The sequence below is a fragment of the Streptoalloteichus hindustanus genome (assembly GCF_900129375.1).
GTDB classification, from domain to species: Bacteria; Actinomycetota; Actinomycetes; order Mycobacteriales; family Pseudonocardiaceae; genus Streptoalloteichus; species Streptoalloteichus hindustanus.
In genome coordinates, this window is the sequence record NZ_FQVN01000010.1 from 1 (window position 1) to 18,123 (window position 18,123).

Annotated in this window: 16 protein-coding genes and 1 pseudogene; 7 read left to right on the top strand and 10 right to left on the bottom strand. The window is 72.8% G+C overall.

The window, feature by feature from the left end; all coding sequences use genetic code 11:
* Nucleotides 1-115: 115 nt before the first annotated feature.
* Nucleotides 116-2,125: a thioredoxin domain-containing protein gene (locus tag BUE43_RS26030; RefSeq protein ID WP_073488172.1), complete on the bottom strand. Its 2,010-nt coding sequence runs from the start codon at nucleotides 2,123-2,125 to the stop codon at nucleotides 116-118.
* 55 nt (nucleotides 2,126-2,180) lie between these two features.
* On the opposite strand from BUE43_RS26030, the pseudogene BUE43_RS26035 reads away from it, so the two are divergent.
* Nucleotides 2,181-3,464: pseudogene (locus BUE43_RS26035) on the top strand (AAA family ATPase); the annotation flags it as partial.
* 381 nt (nucleotides 3,465-3,845) lie between these two features.
* Here the strand turns inward: BUE43_RS26035 and BUE43_RS26040 are convergent.
* Nucleotides 3,846-4,220 carry a hypothetical protein gene (locus BUE43_RS26040; RefSeq protein ID WP_073488175.1) on the bottom strand — a complete coding sequence of 125 codons (375 nt, stop codon included), beginning with the start codon at nucleotides 4,218-4,220 and terminating at the stop codon, nucleotides 3,846-3,848.
* Nucleotides 4,217-5,101, bottom strand: coding sequence for a mycothiol conjugate amidase Mca (gene mca, locus BUE43_RS26045; RefSeq protein WP_073488178.1), 885 nt, complete (start codon nucleotides 5,099-5,101; stop codon nucleotides 4,217-4,219). Before mca ends, BUE43_RS26040 begins: the two co-directional genes overlap by 4 nt.
* 150 nt (nucleotides 5,102-5,251) lie before the next feature.
* Here mca and BUE43_RS26050 point away from each other — a divergent pair, with 150 nt between their 5' ends.
* Together BUE43_RS26050 and greA are read left to right on the top strand one after the other, a co-directional pair.
* A complete protein-coding gene (locus BUE43_RS26050; RefSeq protein ID WP_234995931.1) occupies nucleotides 5,252-5,707 on the top strand; it encodes a DUF4307 domain-containing protein in 456 nt (151 codons plus the stop codon).
* A gap of 177 nt (nucleotides 5,708-5,884) precedes the next feature.
* Nucleotides 5,885-6,373, top strand: coding sequence for a transcription elongation factor GreA (gene greA, locus BUE43_RS26055; protein ID WP_200797674.1), 489 nt, complete (start codon nucleotides 5,885-5,887; stop codon nucleotides 6,371-6,373).
* A gap of 129 nt (nucleotides 6,374-6,502) precedes the next feature.
* Here greA and BUE43_RS26060 read toward each other — a convergent pair whose 3' ends face one another.
* Nucleotides 6,503-7,006 (bottom strand): Lrp/AsnC family transcriptional regulator, encoded by a 504-nt coding sequence (locus BUE43_RS26060; RefSeq protein ID WP_234995932.1) that lies wholly within the window; start codon nucleotides 7,004-7,006, stop codon nucleotides 6,503-6,505.
* A 173-nt stretch (nucleotides 7,007-7,179) separates the two neighbouring features.
* On the opposite strand from BUE43_RS26060, the gene hppD reads away from it, so the two are divergent.
* Entirely contained in the window at nucleotides 7,180-8,379 is a 1,200-nt protein-coding gene (gene hppD / locus BUE43_RS26065) for a 4-hydroxyphenylpyruvate dioxygenase (RefSeq protein ID WP_073488189.1), read from the top strand.
* 123 nt (nucleotides 8,380-8,502) lie between these two features.
* Here hppD and ilvA read toward each other — a convergent pair whose 3' ends face one another.
* Nucleotides 8,503-9,711 (bottom strand): threonine ammonia-lyase, encoded by a 1,209-nt coding sequence (gene ilvA, locus BUE43_RS26070; RefSeq protein WP_073488192.1) that lies wholly within the window; start codon nucleotides 9,709-9,711, stop codon nucleotides 8,503-8,505.
* 139 nt (nucleotides 9,712-9,850) lie between these two features.
* Here ilvA and BUE43_RS26075 point away from each other — a divergent pair, with 139 nt between their 5' ends.
* Nucleotides 9,851-10,120, top strand: a complete 270-nt coding sequence (locus tag BUE43_RS26075; RefSeq protein WP_073488195.1) for a hypothetical protein — start codon at nucleotides 9,851-9,853, stop codon at nucleotides 10,118-10,120.
* A 90-nt stretch (nucleotides 10,121-10,210) separates the two neighbouring features.
* Here the strand turns inward: BUE43_RS26075 and BUE43_RS26080 are convergent, their stop codons facing one another.
* The 5 genes from BUE43_RS26080 to BUE43_RS26100 form a co-directional block, all read right to left on the bottom strand.
* On the bottom strand, nucleotides 10,211-11,350 hold the full coding sequence (locus BUE43_RS26080) for a cystathionine gamma-synthase (RefSeq protein ID WP_073488198.1): 1,140 nt from the start codon (nucleotides 11,348-11,350) through the stop codon (nucleotides 10,211-10,213).
* A gap of 422 nt (nucleotides 11,351-11,772) precedes the next feature.
* Nucleotides 11,773-12,459: a hypothetical protein gene (locus BUE43_RS26085; protein ID WP_143174393.1), complete on the bottom strand. Its 687-nt coding sequence runs from the start codon at nucleotides 12,457-12,459 to the stop codon at nucleotides 11,773-11,775.
* 133 nt (nucleotides 12,460-12,592) lie between these two features.
* Nucleotides 12,593-13,816 (bottom strand): RDD family protein, encoded by a 1,224-nt coding sequence (locus tag BUE43_RS33705; RefSeq protein WP_143174394.1) that lies wholly within the window; start codon nucleotides 13,814-13,816, stop codon nucleotides 12,593-12,595.
* 287 nt (nucleotides 13,817-14,103) lie between these two features.
* Entirely contained in the window at nucleotides 14,104-15,474 is a 1,371-nt protein-coding gene (locus tag BUE43_RS26095; RefSeq protein WP_073488205.1) for a cystathionine beta-synthase, read from the bottom strand.
* Between the two features lie 187 nt (nucleotides 15,475-15,661).
* Nucleotides 15,662-15,943, bottom strand: a complete 282-nt coding sequence (locus BUE43_RS26100) for a hypothetical protein (protein WP_073488208.1) — start codon at nucleotides 15,941-15,943, stop codon at nucleotides 15,662-15,664.
* Nucleotides 15,944-16,226: 283 nt separating this feature from the next.
* On the opposite strand from BUE43_RS26100, the gene BUE43_RS26105 reads away from it, so the two are divergent.
* Complete coding sequence (locus BUE43_RS26105) at nucleotides 16,227-16,877, top strand: NADPH-dependent FMN reductase (RefSeq protein WP_073488211.1); 651 nt, start codon at nucleotides 16,227-16,229, stop codon at nucleotides 16,875-16,877.
* 143 nt (nucleotides 16,878-17,020) lie between these two features.
* On the top strand, nucleotides 17,021-17,989 hold the full coding sequence (locus BUE43_RS26110) for an SGNH/GDSL hydrolase family protein (RefSeq protein ID WP_234995933.1): 969 nt from the start codon (nucleotides 17,021-17,023) through the stop codon (nucleotides 17,987-17,989).
* The last annotated feature ends 134 nt before the right edge of the window (nucleotides 17,990-18,123 follow it).

The following is an 18,123-nucleotide window of genomic DNA, read 5'->3' on the forward strand; positions in this document are numbered from 1 at the left end:
GGCGAGAAGTGCCGAGAGTCAGCGAGACGCGTTTGCCCTGTTCAAGCCCGTAGTTGGGGCCACAGCGCAGGTCACGCGCGTAGCGCGATCACTTCATCGCGATCTGGTTCACTCTCTACCCCTGACGCGCCAACTCCGCGCGCAGTGCCTCGGCGTCCGTGACCGGGCGGTGGCAGACGTAGCCACGGCAGACGTAGGCCGCCGGCGCGCCGTCGACGAGCGGGCGGCCGGCCAGCAGGGGCGCGGCGTCCGGCTGGCCGGCCACCAGCACGGCCCCGCCGGGCAGCGCCCGCCGGGCGGCGGTGACCAGCGCCTCGGCCGCCTCCCCGGCGCCGACCACGGCCACCTGGACCGGGCCGTGCTGGGCCGCCTCCGCGGCGGTGAGCCAGTGGCCCGCGAAACGGGGAGCCCTGGCCGCGAGCAGACCGGCTCGGTTGATCGCCTGTTCCGCGGCGTCCCGGTACCGCCCGGCCCGGTCGTCGCCGATCAGCGCGGAGGCGGTGAGCAACGCCGCCGCGACCGACGCGGCCCCGGAGGGGCTGGCGTTGTCGGCCGGGTCCGAAGGACGTCGCACCAGGGTCTCCGCGTCGTGGGCGGTGTCGTGGAAGGCGCCGGGCGCCTCGGGGTCGGCGAACCGCGCCAGCGCCGCGTCGAGGAGCTCGCCGGCCCGGTCCAGCCAGCGGCGGTCGGCCGTGACCTGGTGCAGGGCCAGCAGGCCGTCGGCGAGGCACCCGTGGTCCTCCAGGACGCCCTCCGCGGCCCCCACCACCCCGTCCCGTGAGCTGCGCCGCAGACGCCCGTCGACGAGGTGCAGCCGGGTCACCAGCTCGGCGGCGGCCACCGCGGCCTCAATCCACTCCGGCCGGTCCAGCGCCGCGCCGGCCTCGGCCAACGCGGTGATCGCCAGGCCGTTCCAGGCCGTGACGACCTTGTCGTCCCGCGCGGGCTGCGGGCGGCGAGCGCGCGCGTCGAGCAGGGCGGCGCGCACCCGCGCCCAGCGCTCCGCGTCGTCCGGGTCGCTGGGGCGTTGCAGCGTGGACGTGCCGTGCTCGAACGTGCCCTCGTCGGTGACAGCGAGCAGGTCGGCCGCCCACGCCGCGTCCTCCGCGCCCAGCACCTCGGCGAGCTGGGCCGGAGTCCACACGTAGGTGAGGCCCTCGACGCCCTCGGTGTCGGCGTCCAGGGAGGCGGCGAACGCGCCCTCCGCCGTGCGCAGGTCGCGCAGCAGGAAGGCCGCCGTCTCCTCGGTCACCTCGCGGGCCAGTGCGGATCCGCTGATCCGGGCGTAATGCGCGTAGACCCGCAGGAGCAGGGCGTTGTCGTAGAGCATCTTCTCGAAGTGCGGCACCACCCAGGCGGCGTCGACGCTGTAGCGGGCGAACCCGCCGGCGAGCTGGTCGTAGATCCCGCCCCTGGCCATCCGCTCGCAGGTGGCGGCCACGAGCGCCAAGGCGGTCTCCGAGCCGGTGCGCTCGTGGTGCCGGAGCAGGAACTCCAGGATCATCGACGGCGGGAACTTGGGCGCTCCGCCGAACCCGCCGTCGCGCTCGTCGGCCTCCGCCGCGAGCTTCGCCACCGCGCCGGCGAGCGCTTCGGCGTCCACTGTGGACTCGGGAAGCGGTTGGGCCCGCGCGGCGAGCTGCTGCACGATCCGCTTCGCGGCCATCCGCACCTCCGTGCCCCGCTGGACCCACGCGTCCCGCACGGCCTCCAGCAACTGCTGGAACGACGGGATGCCGTGCCGGGGGGACGGCGGGTAGTAGGTGCCGCAGTGGAACGGCTCGCCCTCGGGGGTGAGGAAGCAGGTCATCGGCCAGCCGCCCTGCCCGGTCATGGCCTGGGTGGCCTCCATGTACACCGCGTCCACGTCCGGCCGCTCCTCGCGGTCCACCTTGACGTTGACGAAGTTGTCGTTCATGAACCGCGCCAGCTCGTCGTCCTCGAAGGACTCGTGCGCCATCACGTGGCACCAGTGGCAGGCGGCGTAGCCGATCGACAGCAGCACCGGGACGCCGCGCCGGCGGGCCTCGGCGAAGGCCTCCTCGCCCCACGGCCACCAGTCGACCGGGTTCTCGGCGTGCTGGAGGAGGTACGGGCTGGTGGAGTCGGCAAGCCGGTTCGCCATGCGCCCAGCCTGGCAGGCCGGGCCGTCCGGCGCAGCCGTCGGGCACGATGGCCACGTGGAACTCCGCATCCCCGACCGGTCGCTGGTCGTGCTGGTCGGCGCCGCGGGGTCGGGCAAGTCGACCTTCGCCCGCCGCGCCTTCTCCCCCACGCGGGTGCTGTCCAGCGACGCCTTCCGCGCGATGGTCGCCGACGACCCCGCGGACCAGGACGCCACGGCCGACGCCTTCGAGCTGCTGCACAGCGTGGCCCGGAAGCGCGTGGCGGCCGGCCGGCTGACCGTCGTGGACGCCACCAACGTGGAGCGCAAGGCGCGCGCCCCGCTCGTCCAGCTCGCGAAGGAGCACGACGTGCGTCCGGTCGCGGTGGTGCTGGCGCTGCCGGAACAGGTGTGCCTGGAGCGCGCCGCCGCGCGGACCGACCGCGTCGTCGACCCCGACGTGGTGCGCCGGCAGGTCGAGCTGCTGCGGACCTCGGTGAACGGCCTCGCCGGCGAGGGGTTCCGGACGGTGCACGTCCTGCGCACCCCGGAGGAGGTCGACGCGGCGGAGGTCGTGGTGGAGCCGCTGCGCAACGACCGGCGCGACGCGACCGGGCCGTTCGACGTGATCGGCGACGTGCACGGCTGCCGGGCGGAGTTGGAGGAGCTGCTGCGCCGGCTCGGCTGGGTGCTGCGCCGGGACGAGCGGGGGCGGGCGACCGGGGCGCACCACCCCGAGGGGCGGACCGCGGTGTTCCTCGGAGACCTGGTCGACCGGGGTCCCGACACGCCCGGGGTGCTCCGGCTGGCCATGGGGATGGTCGAGGCCGGCACGGCGCTGGCCGTCCGGGGCAACCACGAGGACAAGCTCGTGCGGGCCCTGGACGGGCGCAGGGTCGCGGTGCGGCACGGCCTGGGCGAGTCGTTGGCGCAGCTCGCGGCGGAGCCCGCGGAGTTCCGGCACCGGGTGCGGGAGTTCTGCGACGCGCTGGTCCCGCACTACCTGCTGGACGGCGGCCGACTGGTCGTGGCGCACGCCGGGCTGCCCGAGCGCCACCACGGCAAGGAGTCGGGGCGCGTGCGCAGCTTCGCGTTGTACGGCGACACGACCGGCGAGGTCGACGAATTCGGGCTTCCGGTGCGGTTGCCCTGGGCGCGGGACTACGGGGGCCGGGCGACGGTGCTCTACGGCCACACGCCGACGCCCGAGGCGGTGTGGGTGAACAACACGATGTGCCTGGACACCGGATGCGTCTTCGGGGGCACGCTCACGGCGCTGCGCTACCCGGAGCGGGAAGTGGTCTGGGTGCTCGCCCAACGCGTCTGGTCGGAGCCGACGCGCCCGTTGGACCACTCGCGCTGAACGACCCGCTTCCCGACGTCCGCCGCGTGCGGAGCCCCACCTCTCCGGACAGCCCCCACCCGCCCTGGGGGGCGAGCCCTGCTCCAGCCTATCGGCGAGTCACACGGCGTCCAAGGTGACAGCGCTCCGCTGTGGACAAATTCGGGTGACTGTGGACAACACCCCCGTCCCCCTGTGGACAACTCCGCCGATCCAGGCCAGAAGCACCACATCGGGGGATCACCGGAGAGGACAACGGGTCGGCGAGGAGACAGCCGCCAGCCCGCCCAGCACCCAAGAAGTCCACTGTGGACAGAGCCCCACGCCGGCATGAGGTCACGTGGCGAGACAGGGACACCAATGCCGTCCCGGCCCCAGGAGGCCGGGACGGCATGAGCGTCACGCCGTGGCGGTGTGCCCGGTGCTGTTCTTCCTGCCCCTGTCCCGCGGTTTCGCGTCGGTCTTCGCGTCGACCTTCACGTCGGGCTTCGGACCCGACGCGCCGTCCCCCGACTTCCCGTCGCCCGACGTGCCGCCGGCCGGCTCGTCGAAGCTCGCCGGCAGCCGCTTCAGGTGCTTGGTCATCGAGCGGACCAGGAACACCACCGCGACGAAGAACAGGATCAGCAACAACAGGCCGACGGGCGAGGACTTGCCGAAGTCCTCACCCCGCCCCCCGGGATCGTTCGGCTTCGGCGTGGGCGGCTGCGCGACCACCGCCACCGACTCCGCGAAGCCGACGTGCCCCGGCAACGGGCCCGACCAGGCCGTCATGAGCAATGCACCTTCTCCCGCACTCCGGCGAACAGGTCGTCCTCCGGCAACGTCGTGTCCACCAGCGACCGCACCAGCTCGTACTCCTCGGTGGGCCACACCTCGCGCTCGACCTCCCTCGGCACCGCGAACCACCGGCTGTTGGGGTCGATCTGCGTGGCGTGCGCCTTCAACGCCTCGTCCCGCTGCTCGAAGTAGTCCGCGCACTCCACCCGGGTGGTCACGCGCTCCAGGACGTCAGCGCGGTCGGGGTCCCACCGACCCAGCCACTCACCGTACGGCGACTCGATGCCGCGCGCCTCCAGCGCCTCGTGGAACGTGGTGAGCTTCGCCCGGGAGAACCCGTGCGAGTAGTAAAGCTTGAGCGGCTGCCACGGATCCCCGACGCCGGGGAACCGGTCCGGGTCGCCGGCCGCGTCGAACGCGGCGACCGACACCTCGTGGCACCGGATGTGGTCCGGGTGCGGATACCCGCCGTTCTCGTCGTATGTGATCACCACGTGCGGCCGGAACTCGCGCATCACCCGCACCAGGGCCTCGGTGGACTCCTCCAGCGGGACCAGCGCGAAGCAGTCCTCGGGCAGCGGGGGCAGGGGGTCGCCCTCGGGCAGGCCCGAGTCGACGAAACCCAGCCAGTGATGCCGCACCCCGAGGATCTCGGCGGCGCGCGCCATCTCCCCCCGGCGGACGGCAGCCAGGTCGGCCAGCACCTCGGGGCGTTCCATGGCGGGGTTCAGGACGCTGCCCCGCTCCCCACCGGTACAGGTCACGACCATCACCTCGTGGCCCTCGGCCACGTAGCGGGCCGTGGTGGCCGCCCCCTTGCTGGACTCGTCGTCCGGGTGGGCGTGCACCGTCATCAGACGCAGCTTCTCGGCCATCGGCGACCGGTGTCCCTCCTCCCCGTCCACGGCCCCTGCCGACAGGCGTGCGAGCGGGACGGGAGATACTCGACAGGTACTAGCGACTGGGCGTCGCCGCCCATTGTCCCCGTCGGCATGACAGTTCCCGTTGGGAGGTCCGGACCACCGGTGGCCGAGACCGACAGCTCCGAGGCCGAGAGGGCCCTCGCCGACCGCTACGGCCGCGTCGGTCGACGGCGGGCGCCGCGCTGGGCCTACCCCGTGCTCACGGCGGTGGTGGCGCTGGCCGGGCTGGCGCTGGCCGTCATCCTCTTCCGCAACCTCGGCTCTCCCCCGATCGAGGGAAAGCAGGTCGCGTACCGCGTGCTGGACGAGGGAGCCGTGGAGGTCGGCTTCGAGGTCGTGCGGGACCACCCGGACCGGGCCGCGATGTGCATCGTGCGCACCCGGTCGCAGGACGGCGACGAGGCCGGACGGCGGGAGGTCCTGGTGCCGCCGGGCACCGACCGGACCGTGCTGAACGCCGTGGTCAGAACGTCCAAGCGCCCCGTTACGGGGGAGGTGTTCGGCTGCTCGTACCAGGTTCCTGCATACTTGTCGAGCGAGCCGCGGCCAAACAGGTGAAACGCGGCCGCCGAGCGGGCCGTTGACGTCTTTCACGCCGACGGCTCGTTGCCAACGTGTTACCCTCGATGACAGCACGGCCCCAAGGCGGGCCGTGTTTTTCCGTTCCGGGCGGCACCGTGCCCGGAGCGTGCCGACCCGCAGCCGCGGGACCGGAGCAGACGAGGAGTGGTGACCGTGAGCGAGACCCAGGTGACCTGGCTGACCCAGGAGGCTTACGACCGGCTCAAGCACGAGCTGGACGAGCTCATCGCCAATCGCCCGGTGATCGCTGCGGAGATCAACGAGCGCCGGGAGGAGGGCGACCTCCGGGAGAACGGCGGCTACCACGCGGCGCGCGAGGAGCAGGGTCGTCAGGAGGCGCGGATCCGCCAGCTCCAGGAGCTGCTGCGGACCGCCAAGGTCGGTGAGGCCCCGACGGAGTCGGGCGTCGCCCACCCCGGCAGCGTCGTCACCATCCGTTACGAGGACGAGGACGAGACCGAGACGTTCCTGCTCGCCGCCCGCGAGGAGGGCTCGCACGGCAAGCTCGAGGTCTACTCCCCCAACTCGCCGCTCGGTTCGGCGCTGGTCGGCGCCAAGGAGGGCGAGACCCGGCAGTACGAGCTGCCCAACGGCAACACCATGAAGGTGACCCTGCTGAAGGCGGAGCCGTACCGAGGCTGAGCCCGCGTCCCCCCGATCACCCGAGGCCCGCCGTCGACTCCGACGGCGGGCCTCGTGCCGTGTCCGGGTCGGGTCCGGCCCGGACACCGGGGGTTCGGCCGCGGGGGTTCGGCCGCCGGGGCTGCGCGGTCAGCTCTCGGCCGGCCCGTCCAGCGAGCGTTCGAGCAGGGGGCGCACCCGGGACGGGACCGGGGTCGACAGCGCTATCGACGTCGACGTCCTGGTGACGCCCTCGACGTCCACCACCTCGTCGATCACCCGCTGCAGGTCCGCGTTCGACCGGGCCACCATCCGGACCAGCAGGTCGCCCTGGCCGGTCGTCGCGTGCACCTCGCAGACCTCGTCGATGGCGGCCAGCCGCTCCGCGACCTGCTGCCGGCGGCCCTGCGCGATCTCCAGGATGGCGAACGCCGTGAGCCCGTAGCCCATGGCGGCGAGGTCGAGCTGGGGCGGGAAACCGCGCAGCGCCCCGCGCCGGACCAGGCGGTCGAGCCGGGCCTGCACGGTGCCCCTGGCCACCCCGAGGCGCCGGGAGCACTCCAGCACGCCCAGCCTCGGTTCGTCGGTGAGCAGCAGCAGCAACCGGGCGTCCAGCTCGTCGAGCACGCCGTCCTCCCGATCGGTGGGAGCCACGTCACACCTCCTGGTCAGTCTGCCCATTCTGTCGGCCGATCCCGGCCCCGCGCTGCGCAGTCTGTCCAGTGAACCGGCCGGCTCTTGCTCAGCTTGCCCCACCGGCCCATGCTGCCGCCAGTGACCTCGCCACCCGGCACGACCGGAGCGGCGACACCCGCGGGAGGCAGAGCATGACCGAGATGATCAACCGCGACAGCGGCCTGGACGACGTGAGCTTCGACCAGCTCAAACAGCTCGTGGGCCTGGTGGACTACGACGCGTCGAAGGACCCGTTCCCGGTGCGGTCGATGGACGCCGTGGTGTTCGTGGTCGGCAACGCCACGCAGACCGCCCTGTTCTACCAGTTCGCCTTCGGGATGGAGCAGATCGCCTACTCCGGCCCGGAGACCGGCAACCGCGACCACAAGGCGTTCGTCCTCAAGTCCGGGTCCGCCCGCTTCGTGATCAAGGGCGCGGTGCACCCGAGCAGCTCGCTGCTCGACCACCACCGCGAGCACGGCGACGGCGTCGTGGACCTCGCGCTGGAGGTCGCCGACGTCGACAAGTGCATCGAGCACGCGCGCTCGCAGGGCGCGACCGTGCTGGAGGAGCCGCACGACGTCTCCGACGAGCACGGCACCGTCCGGATCGCCGCCATCGCCGCCTACGGCAAGACCCGGCACACGCTGGTGGACCGGTCCCGCTACCAGGGCGTCTACCTGCCCGGCTACGTCGCCAGGCAGGGCGCCTACCCCAAGCCGGCGGACGCGCCGAAGCGGCTGTTCCAGGCCGTCGACCACTGCGTCGGCAACGTCGAGCTCGGCAAGATGGACTACTGGGTCCAGTTCTACAACCGCGTCATGGGCTTCGTGAACATGGCGGAGTTCGTCGGCGACGACATCGCGACCGACTACTCGGCGCTGATGAGCAAGGTCGTGGCCAACGGCAACCACCGGGTCAAGTTCCCGCTCAACGAGCCGGCGGTCTCGCAGCGCAAGTCCCAGATCGACGAGTACCTGGAGTTCTACGGCGGCCCGGGCTGCCAGCACATCGCGCTCGCCACCAACGACATCCTCACCACGGTGGACCGGATGCGGGCGGCCGGCGTGGAGTTCCTGGACACCCCGGACTCCTACTACGACGACCCGGAGCTGCGGGCGCGCATCGGCAAGGTCCGCGCGCCGATCGAGGAGCTGAAGAAGCGCGGCATCCTGGTCGACCGGGACGAGGACGGCTACCTGCTGCAGATCTTCACCAAGCCGATCGGCGACCGGCCGACGGTGTTCTACGAGCTGATCGAGCGGCACGGCTCGCTGGGCTTCGGCAAGGGCAACTTCAAGGCCCTGTTCGAGGCGATCGAGCGGGAGCAGGAGCGCCGCGGCAACCTCTGATCCCGCGGGGGCGCCGCGCCCCCGGGACCGGACCCCACGATGCCCCCGGCCCGCGCCGGGGGCATCGTCCTGTCCGGAGCACTCCCCCCGCGCGCAGAGAGGGAGTGAGTCCACAAAGGACAGTCAGGGTTGCTCGGTCACCGTGTGGCCGGCCTCCCGCAACGCGGCCACGACCTCGCGTCGGTGGTCGGGGCCCCGGGTCTCCATGTTCATGGCCACCTCGACCTCGCCCAGCGCCAGCAGGCCGGAGACCCGCGAGTGCTCGATGTCGAGCACGTTGCCGCCGAGCCGGCCGACCAGCGCCAACAGCTCGGCCAGCGCGCCGGGGCGGTCCGGGATCCGCAGGCGCAGGGCCAGGTAGCGGCCGGCGGCGGTCATGCCGTGCTGGATGACGTGCAGCAGGAGCAACGGGTCGACGTTGCCCCCGGACAACACGGCCACGACCGGCGCGGGGAACCGCCCCGGGTACCGGGAGAACGCCGCCGCGGCGGCCACCCCCGCCGGCTCGACGACGAGCTTCGCCCGCTCCAGGCACAGCAGCAACGCCCGGGACAACGACTCCTCGTCCACCGTCACGATCTCGTCCACCAGGGCCGAGACGTGCGCGTAGGTCACCGGCCCCGGCTCCCGCACCGCGATGCCGTCGGCCATCGTCCGCGCCTCGGCGAGCCGCACGGGGTGCCCGACGGCCAACGAGGGCGGCCACGCCGCGGCCCGCTCGGCCTGGACCCCCACCACCCGCACCTCGGGCCGCAGCGGCTTCACCGCGGCCGCGACGCCGCTGAGCAGCCCACCGCCACCGGTCGGGACGAGGATGGTGGCCACCTCGGGAAGCTGGTCGAGGACCTCCAGACCGACCGTGCCCTGCCCGGCGACGACGTCGGGGTGGTCGAAGGGGTGGATCAGCTCGGCGCCCGTCTTGGCCGCGAACTCCCGCGCCGCCGCGAGCGCGTCCTCCAGGCTCTCGCCGTGCGACCGGACGTCGGCCCCGTAGCCGCGCGTCGCGGCGATCTTGGGCAGCGGCGCGCGCTCGGGCATGAACACGTTGGCCCGGATGCCCAGGAGCGAGGCGGCGAGCGCGACGCCCTGCGCGTGGTTGCCGATGCTGGCCGCCACCACGCCGCGCGACCGCTGGACCGGCGTCAGCCCGTGCAGGCGAACGTAGGCGCCGCGCACCTTGAACGAGCCGGCGCGTTGCAGGTTCTCGCACTTCAAATGGATCGGGCCGTGGTCGCGGCCCAGGGCGCGGGAGGGTTCGAGCGGGGTCTGCCGGGCCACGCCGGCCAACAGCAGACGCGCGGCTCGGATCCGGTCCGGGCTGACCAGCTCCACGCGGACATGGTGGATCAGCGCGGAAGATCGAGTCCCGCCGACGCGCCGCCGGCCGGCCCGGTACGCTCGGACGCGCGTGGCCGTTGGCGCACACGCGGTCACTCCACGACGTCGAGCCACCGCTGCTGGGAGGTGTGACATGACGCGCCTGGGTCGGGGTACCGGAACGACCCCACTGGTCGCGTCCCTGGCCGCGGCCGTGGCGTTGGCCGGCGCGGCGGTGTTCACGGTGGCCAGGGCCGGATGCGCGGACCCCGGTCGCTACGTGTCCCGGGACGGGGTCGTCGAACTGGTCGGCGGTTGCGTCGACCACGGCGACCTGCGCGAGGTCCCGCGCCTGGAGCACCCGAGGGTCGGGTCGCGCCAGGGCGAGACCCACTCCAACTCGCTGAACTTCTACGACCAGTAGGCCAGTAGGACCGACGCCGAGGGGCCGTCCGACGGATCTGTCGGACGGCCCCTCGGTCGTGTTCCGGTCGTGCTCCTGGCCCTGCCCGGGTCAGCCGAGCGCCTGCACCAGGTCGGCGACCAGGTCGGCGCCGTCCTCGATGCCCACCGACAGCCGCACGAGGTCGTTGGGGACCTCCAGCAGGGAGCCCGCCGTGCTGGCGTGCGTCATCCGCCCCGGGTGCTCGATGAGCGACTCGATACCGCCCAGCGACTCGGCGAGCGTGAACAGCCGCGTGCGGGAGCAGACCTCCAGCGCGGCCTGCTCACCGCCGGCGACGGTGAACGACACCATGCCGCCGAACCGGCGCATCTGCTTGGCCGCCACCTCGTGGCCGGGGTGGGTGGGCAGGCCGGGGTAGAAAACCTGCTCGACCTTCGGGTGGTTGAGCAGCGCCTCGACGATCCGCTCGGCGTTGTCGGAGTGCTTCTCCATCCGCAGCGCCAACGTCTTGACGCCGCGCAGGGTCAGCCACGCGTCGAACGGGCCGGGCACGCCGCCGGCGCTGTTCTGCAGGAACGCGATCTGCTGGGCCAGCTCGTCGTCGTTGGTGACCAACGCGCCGCCGACGACGTCGGAGTGGCCGCCCAGGTACTTGGTGGTGGAGTGCAGCACCGCGTCGGCACCCAGCTCCAGCGGGGTCTGGATGTAGGGCGAGGCGAAGGTGTTGTCCACGACCAGCTTCGCGCCGGCACCATGCGCCACGTCCGCCAACGCCGTGATGTCCGCGATGTTGAGCAGCGGGTTGGTCGGCGTCTCGCACCAGATCACCCTGGTGTTGGGGCGGAGCGCGGCCCGGACCGAGTCCACGTCGGACAGGGGGACCGGGGTGTGCTCGACGCCCCAGTGCCGCAACACCTTGTCCACCAGGCGGAACGTGCCGCCGTAGGCGTCGTTCGGGATGACGATGTGGTCGCCGGGCCGGACCACCGCCCGCAGCATAACGTCGCTGGCGGCCATGCCGGAGGCGAAGGCGCGGGCGTGCCGGCCGCCCTCCAGGGAGGCCAGGCACTCCTCCAGCGCCGTCCGGGTGGGGTTGCCGGTGCGCGAGTACTCGTAGCCACCCCGCAGCCCGCCCACGCCGTCCTGGGCGTAGGTCGAGGTGGCGTAGATCGGAACGATCACCGAGCCCGTGCCGGGGTCGGGATCCTGGCCGACGTGGATGGCCCTGGTGGCGAAGCCGTCACTCATGTGCGCAGCCTAGTCAGCGATGCCGCGGACCGACCCCGACGTAAGCCCACCGGGCGGTCTGCCAGGCTGCGCGGCCTGGCAGACCTGGGCGACCGTCCACCTGGTGGGACTCACGCGTCTGTCCTGGTCCTTGCCGTGTCTTCTCAGGGACGTTCGGGCAACCCTCCCCGGCTGTCCCCTGGCGATGTCACTGCCGAGTGGATCTTCCTGTCGCCCGGATCTCGCGCGCGACTACAGCCCTGTAGTAGGGGGAACCCCCATCTCAAGCATCGCGTCCGGGTCTGACAAAAACGGGAGCTCGCGTCACCAGCTGGAGGGGAAGCTCCTGGGAAAACCCACGAAAGAGCGAACTTCCTTTCGATCTTCGAGTTTCCCGATGCAAGACGTACGGGCGACGCCAGAAATGACCCGACTGGGCGTTGTCATCCGGACCAACCCTGCGGAGGGTGCCCGTATCCCGGTGCCTGCGGTGGTTGCGGAAACCCGCCCGGCTGACCGTACGCCCCCGGTTGGGCCATACCGGGCTGCGGACCGTAGCCCTGAGGCATACCAGGACCGGTCGGCGGCCCGGCGGGGATGAACGCGGGCGCTCCCGATGCCTGGGCGCGCTTGTCGGCCAGGTACCGGATGGTCTGCGGGAGCAGAGCGAGAACCATCACCGCGATCCCCAGCACGACGTGGGCCAGCATCTGGATCGTCGCATTGTGGGCCAGGGGAGGTAGGCCGAACATCATCACGGTGACCGTCACGGTGACCAGTCCCGTTGCCGCGCCGACGAGGACCAGGACCTGGCCGGCCCGCTTGCCCAGCGCGAGGAGCAGCCCACCGAGGCCGAGGCACGGAAACCGGACGAGCGTCAGCAGGGTGAACATGAACGACAGCGGTCCGGCCTTCATGCTGAGGATGAAGATCAGAGCACCGTTCACCGCCATGTCCACTATGCCCAAGCCCACCAGGGCCGCGGCGAAGAGAGCGACGATGGCCGCGAGGGTTGTGGTGACGTTGTTGGGCCGCTTGGCAATGGGCGCCGGTGGCGCCAGGGGACCGGGGTTGCCGTACTGGACCGGGTGGCCGGGCTGTTGCTGACCAGGCGGGCCGGGATTCCACATGAACGGGGACGTTATCTCGCCGGACGATCCCGGCTGGGTGAAACGGCCCAGGAGTGCCCGAACGCTCCGGGGCTCCGAACGAAACACGGCCCCTGGCGTCTCCCGACGCCAGGGGCCGTGCCGCGGCAATGGATCAGTTCACCTTCACGACCACGCTGTGGACGATCTTGTCGGCGAAGGTCTGCTTCTTCTCGTCGAACAGCGGCCAGAGGAAACCGATGGCCAACGGGGAGTCGACGGCGTGGCAGATCTGCCGCAGGAACGCGGTGCCCACCCCCACCGGCTGCCCGGTCTGCTCGTTGACCAGCCGGGTGCCGGCCATCCTGCGGCCGAGCGACTGCCCGGTCTTGCCCTGGTGGAACACGCTGTTCCACAGCGTGAAGGCGAACAGGCCGAGGTAGCCGATGATGGGCAGGATGAACCCGACCTCACCGATCACCCCGCCCAGTACCCACAGCACGCTCACGACGGCGACCGGCGCCACGAAGTCGATCAGCGCCGAGACCACGCGGGACCCCCAGTCGGCGAGCTGGCCGCCCGGCGCGCCGTAGGGCTGGCCGTAGCCGCCGTACGGCTGCCCGTACCCGGGCTGCTGCCCCCACTGTTGCGGCTGGCCGTAGCCCGGCTGCTGCGCGTAGGCGCCCTGCTGGGCTCCCGGCCACTGCCCCTGCTGCGCAGCGCCCGGAACGCCGGCGTACGGCTGGCCCGCCTGGGGCATGCCCGGGGCTCCCGGCCACTGGCCGGCCTGCTGCGGGAAGCCCGGCGCCATCCCCGGCTGCGCGAACCCGGGCTGCTGCCCATACGCGCCCTGCGGCGCCTGCTGGCCCCACGCCGGCTGCGCGCCCGGCACTCCCGCCTGCGGGAAGCCGCTCGGGGCCGGCTGGCCGAACTGGCTCGGGTTGACCACCTGGGTGGCGCCGGAGTCCGGGCCGGCGGCCGGGCTCTGGGCGAGCGCCGAGACCTGCCCAGGGGACACGACCTGGGTCGCGCCCGCGTCGCCGGTGGCGGTGGGAGCGGCCGAGCCGGCGGGGGCGTCGCCCTGCGCGGCCGGCGCCGCCTGGCCGGGCGGGACCACCTGGGTCGCCCCGGCGTCGGCCGCCGCGGTCACGTCGGGCTGGGCCGTCAGCGCCGCGGCCTGGGTCGGGGACACCACCTGGGTCACGCCCGCCTCACCGCCGGCCGGGGCCGGTGGCTGCTGACCGGGCGCGACGACCTGGGTGGCGTCGGCGATCTGCTGCTGGCCCGCCACCGGGGGCTGGCCCCCGCCGCCCGGGCTCACCGTGGGGTCCTGGGGCACGGGGGCGCCGAACGGCGCTCCCGGCGCCGCGCCACCGTGCGGCGGCTGCGGAGCGGTCATCGGGTATGCAACTCCCTTGGCCGGGCCGGTCACGAACGGGGCACCACCGTAGCGGATGCTCCGTTCGGACCTTGTGAGAAGAGCGCTTGTCCACCCGTTCGTTTCGGCGGGTCGAACGACGGGTCGAGCCCCGGCGGAGGAACGCGACGGCGCCGTCCCCCACCTCGGGCGGGAAACGGCGCCGCGTCGCTCTCAGCTCTCGTCGCTCTCGTTCAGCGCCTTCTGTTCGGCACCGCTCTGTTCAGCGCCGCTCTGTTCAGCGCCGTTCTGCTCGGCGGGCTTCTGGGTCAGCGGCCGGCGAGGAAGCCCAGGACGTCCTGCCGGGTGACCACGCCCGCCGGCTTGCCGTCGACCAGCACCAGGACGGCGTCGGCGTCGGAGAGCGCGGACAGCGCGCTGTTGATCGACTCGCCGGCGCCCACCGCGGGCAGCGGCTGGGACATGTGCAGCTCCAGCCGGTCGGCGAGCTGCGCCTTGCCGGTGAACAACGCGTCCAGCAGGTCCCGCTCGTTGACCGCGCCCGCGACCTCCGCGGCCATCACCGGCGGCTCGGCCTTGACGACCGGCATCTGCGACACGCCGAACTCCCGCATGATCGCGATCGCGTCGCCGACGGTCTCGTTCGGGTGCGCGTGCACCAGCTCCGGCATGTCGCCGACCTTGCGCCGCAACACGTCGCCGACGGAGGCGCCCGAGTGGTCGGGCGAGAGGAAGCCGTAGGACGCCATCCACTGGTCGTTGAAGACCTTCGACATGTAGCCCCGGCCGCCGTCGGGCAGCAGCACGACGACCACGTCGTCCGGACCGCAGCGCTCGGCCACCCGCAGCGCGGCGACGGCGGCCATGCCGCACGAGCCGCCGACCAGCAGGCCCTCCTCCCGCGCCAGGCGGCGGGTCATCTCGAAGGAGTCCTTGTCGGAGACCGCGATGATCTCGTCGCAGATCTCCCGGTCGTAGGTGGTGGGCCAGAAGTCCTCGCCGACGCCCTCCACCAGGTACGGCCGGCCGGTGCCGCCGGAGTACACCGAGCCCTCGGGGTCGGCGCCGACGATGCGGACCTTCCCGCCGCTGATCTCCCTCAGGTAGCGGCCGGTGCCCGAGATCGTGCCGCCGGTGCCGATGCCGGCGACGAAGTGGGTGATGCGCCCCTCGGTCTGCCGCCACAGCTCGGGACCGGTGGAGTGGTAGTGGCTCGCCGGGTTCTCCGGGTTGGCGTACTGGTTGGGCTTCCATGCGCCGGGGATCTCGCGCACCAGGCGGTCGGAGACGTTGTAGTAGGAGTCCGGGTGCTCGGGGGCGACGGCGGTCGGGCACACCACGACCTCGGCGCCGTAGGCCTTGAGGACGTTGCGCTTGTCCTCACTGACCTTGTCTGGGCAGACGAAGACGCACTTGTAGCCCCTGCGCTGGGCGACGAGCGCGAGGCCGACACCGGTGTTGCCCGACGTCGGCTCGACGATGGTGCCGCCGGGCCGCAGCTCGCCGGACGCCTCGGCCGCCTCGACCATGCGCAGCGCGATGCGGTCCTTCACGCTGCCGCCCGGGTTGAGGTACTCGACCTTGGCCAGCACCAGCGGAGCCAACCCGTCGGCCACCGACCCCAGCTTCACCAGCGGGGTGTTCCCGACGAGGTCGACGACGTGCTCGACGTACTCCACCAGTGCCCTCCCAGTCGTTGAGACGCTCCACCTGAGCCTAGGTCCTGCCTCGACCGGCGTACAGGACGCGCCCGGTCGGGCGCCCGCCGTTCGTCGGGTCGGCTCGGGCCGGATCGCCGGTCACGGGGTTCGCTCGCAGACGTCGGAGCGCCCGGAACCGTGGCCCCGGTGCGCTCCGACGTCTGTTTCAGCACGCCTGCTGCTGCATGCCGTGCGCCCCCATCCCGAAGACCTTGCACGGGTGGGCCTGGGCGAAGGCGCTGTCCTTGCCGAACCCCTTGAGACCGGCCTGCTCGGCCATCGCCGGGTAGTCCAGGACGGCCCGGATTCCCTTGGCCGAGAAGTTCGTGCCGTCGTGGGTGATGCCCTGCGGCCCGAACGAGGTGTCCCGCGCGCCGAACCCGTTCGGCGACTGGGCCGCGTTGGCGGTGCCACCTCCAGCGAGGGCGAGCGCGGCACCCGCGGACATCAAGACCGCGAGATTCCTGATCTTTGGCAACTCCGCTCCCGAATGTCTTTCGGATTTCTGGACCAGTTCTCTGGATCCCGTGCGGGATCAAAAACCCGACGCGGACGTGCGTCGAGGCGAACCACCGCAACATCACCTGGACGAATGGCCGGCGCCACCCGGTGCGGGCACGGCGGGCGGCGAGGACGCCCACGGTCGCCGCGCGCGCCGACAGGCGGGCCATCCCCCGCTTGCCTAGCCTGTCCCCGTTCACACGGGCACCGGGCCCCCGCGGGGAGGTCGCATGGCAACGGACGACCGTCGTCGGCTCCGTTTCCTGGTCTTCGCCGCATCCCTGCGCGCCGGCTCGCTCAACCACCGGTTGGCCCGGCTCGCCGCCACCGTCATCGAGGCCCTGGGCGGTCGGGTGGACTTCGCCGCGCTGCGCGACTTCGACGCCCCCTCCTACGACCAGGACGTGCAGGAGCTGGACGGCTTCCCCGAGGGGGCCGCGGAGTTCCGGCGGCGGCTGGAGGCCAACGACGCCTTCGTGATCAGCTCCCCCGAGTACAACTTCTCCGTGCCCGGCGGGCTGAAGAACGCGATCGACTGGGTCTCCCGGTTCCAGCCCCAGCCGCTGAACGAGCGGCACGGGCTGCTGATGTCCGCCTCACCGTCGATGGCCGGCGGCAACCGCGGGCTCTGGGCGCTGCGCGTGCCCCTGGAGCACCTGGGCGCGCGCGTGTACCCGGAGATGTTCAGCCTGGCCCAGGCCCACCAGGCGTTCACCGACAACGGCTGGATCGCCGACCCGCGGCTGCAGAACTGGTTCGAGCGCATGATCGTCGGCTTCATGGACCTGGTCGAGGCGGCCAAGCACTACCCGTGCGCGAAGACGGCGTGGATCGAGTTCCTCGGCGAACGTCCCGACCCCGCCACCGAGCGGGTGGAGTGAGCCCGGCGGCCGTGGGGACGTGGCCGGGGGCGCTGTCAGCCATGTGCGTTAATTTCCCTCAGCGCCGGTGTTGTTCCTGGCGGTTCGCGTAGCTGGCGGCCCCGACCGCCCTCGTGAACGGGTGAACCGGGAAGGGGGTCGCGGTGACCGGGATTCGCATGCTGCGCACGGTGGCGTTCGCGACCGGCGCGCTCGGTGGTTTGTCCGGAGCGGCCTACGGCCTGCTGACGGAGCAGTCGCGTCGCGCGCGGCGGGTCATCGGGGTTCCGGAGACGCCGCCGCTGCGCGCGGACGGCGTCTACCTGCCCGACGGGTCGGGGCCGTTCGCCCCCGACGACACCGACAACGCCGACAACGCCGCGGCGGCCGGGACGCCGCTGACCTTCGCCGTGCTCGGCGACTCCTCCGCGGCCGGCGTCGGGGTGGACGCCCCCGAGGAGCTGCCCGGCGTGCTGCTGGCCCTCGGCCTCGCCGCGGAGGCGGAGCGGCCGGTGCGGCTGGTCACGCACGCGATCAGCGGCGCGACCACCAGGGAGCTGCCCGGCCAGGTCGACGCCGCGCTGGTCGAGCCACCCGACCTGGCGCTGGTCATCATCGGCGCGAACGACGTCACGACCCAGTTGTCAGTGCGCACCTCGGCGGAGCTGCTGGGCGAGCAGGTGGCCCGGCTGCGGGCCGCCGGCGTGTCCGTGGTCGTCGGGACCTGCCCGGACCTGGGCGCCATCCGCCCCATCCCGCAGCCGCTGCGCTCGGTCGCGCGGACCTGGAGCCTGGCCCTGGCCCGGGCGCAGCGCCGGACGGTGGCGGCGGCCGGCGGGCAGCCGGTGCCGCTGGCCGACCTGCTGTCGCCGGAGTTCCTGACCCGCCCGGCCGAGCTGTTCAGCACCGACCAGTTCCACCCCTCCGCCGCCGGGTACGCCGCGGCCCGCGAGGTGCTGCTGCCCGCGCTGTGCGTGGCCGCCGCGGTCTGGTCCGGGCCGGTGCCCGCCGCCCCGGCCCGCTCGGCCACCGCCGAGGCCCGCCGGCCGACCGCGCGGATCGTCTCCCGGCTCAACCGGGCGCTGCGCCGCGCCGAGGCCGCGCGCCCGGCGGAAGGGGTGGCGGCGGAATGAGCGAGCGCTGAACGAGCCGGCGCGAGCCGGGCGAGCACGCCCCGGGTGGGCGCGAACTGGACGGCTCGGCGCGAGTGGCCTTCGTCGCACCGGCGGCCGGGACGCGTGACACTACTCTCACGGCAAACCCGGAC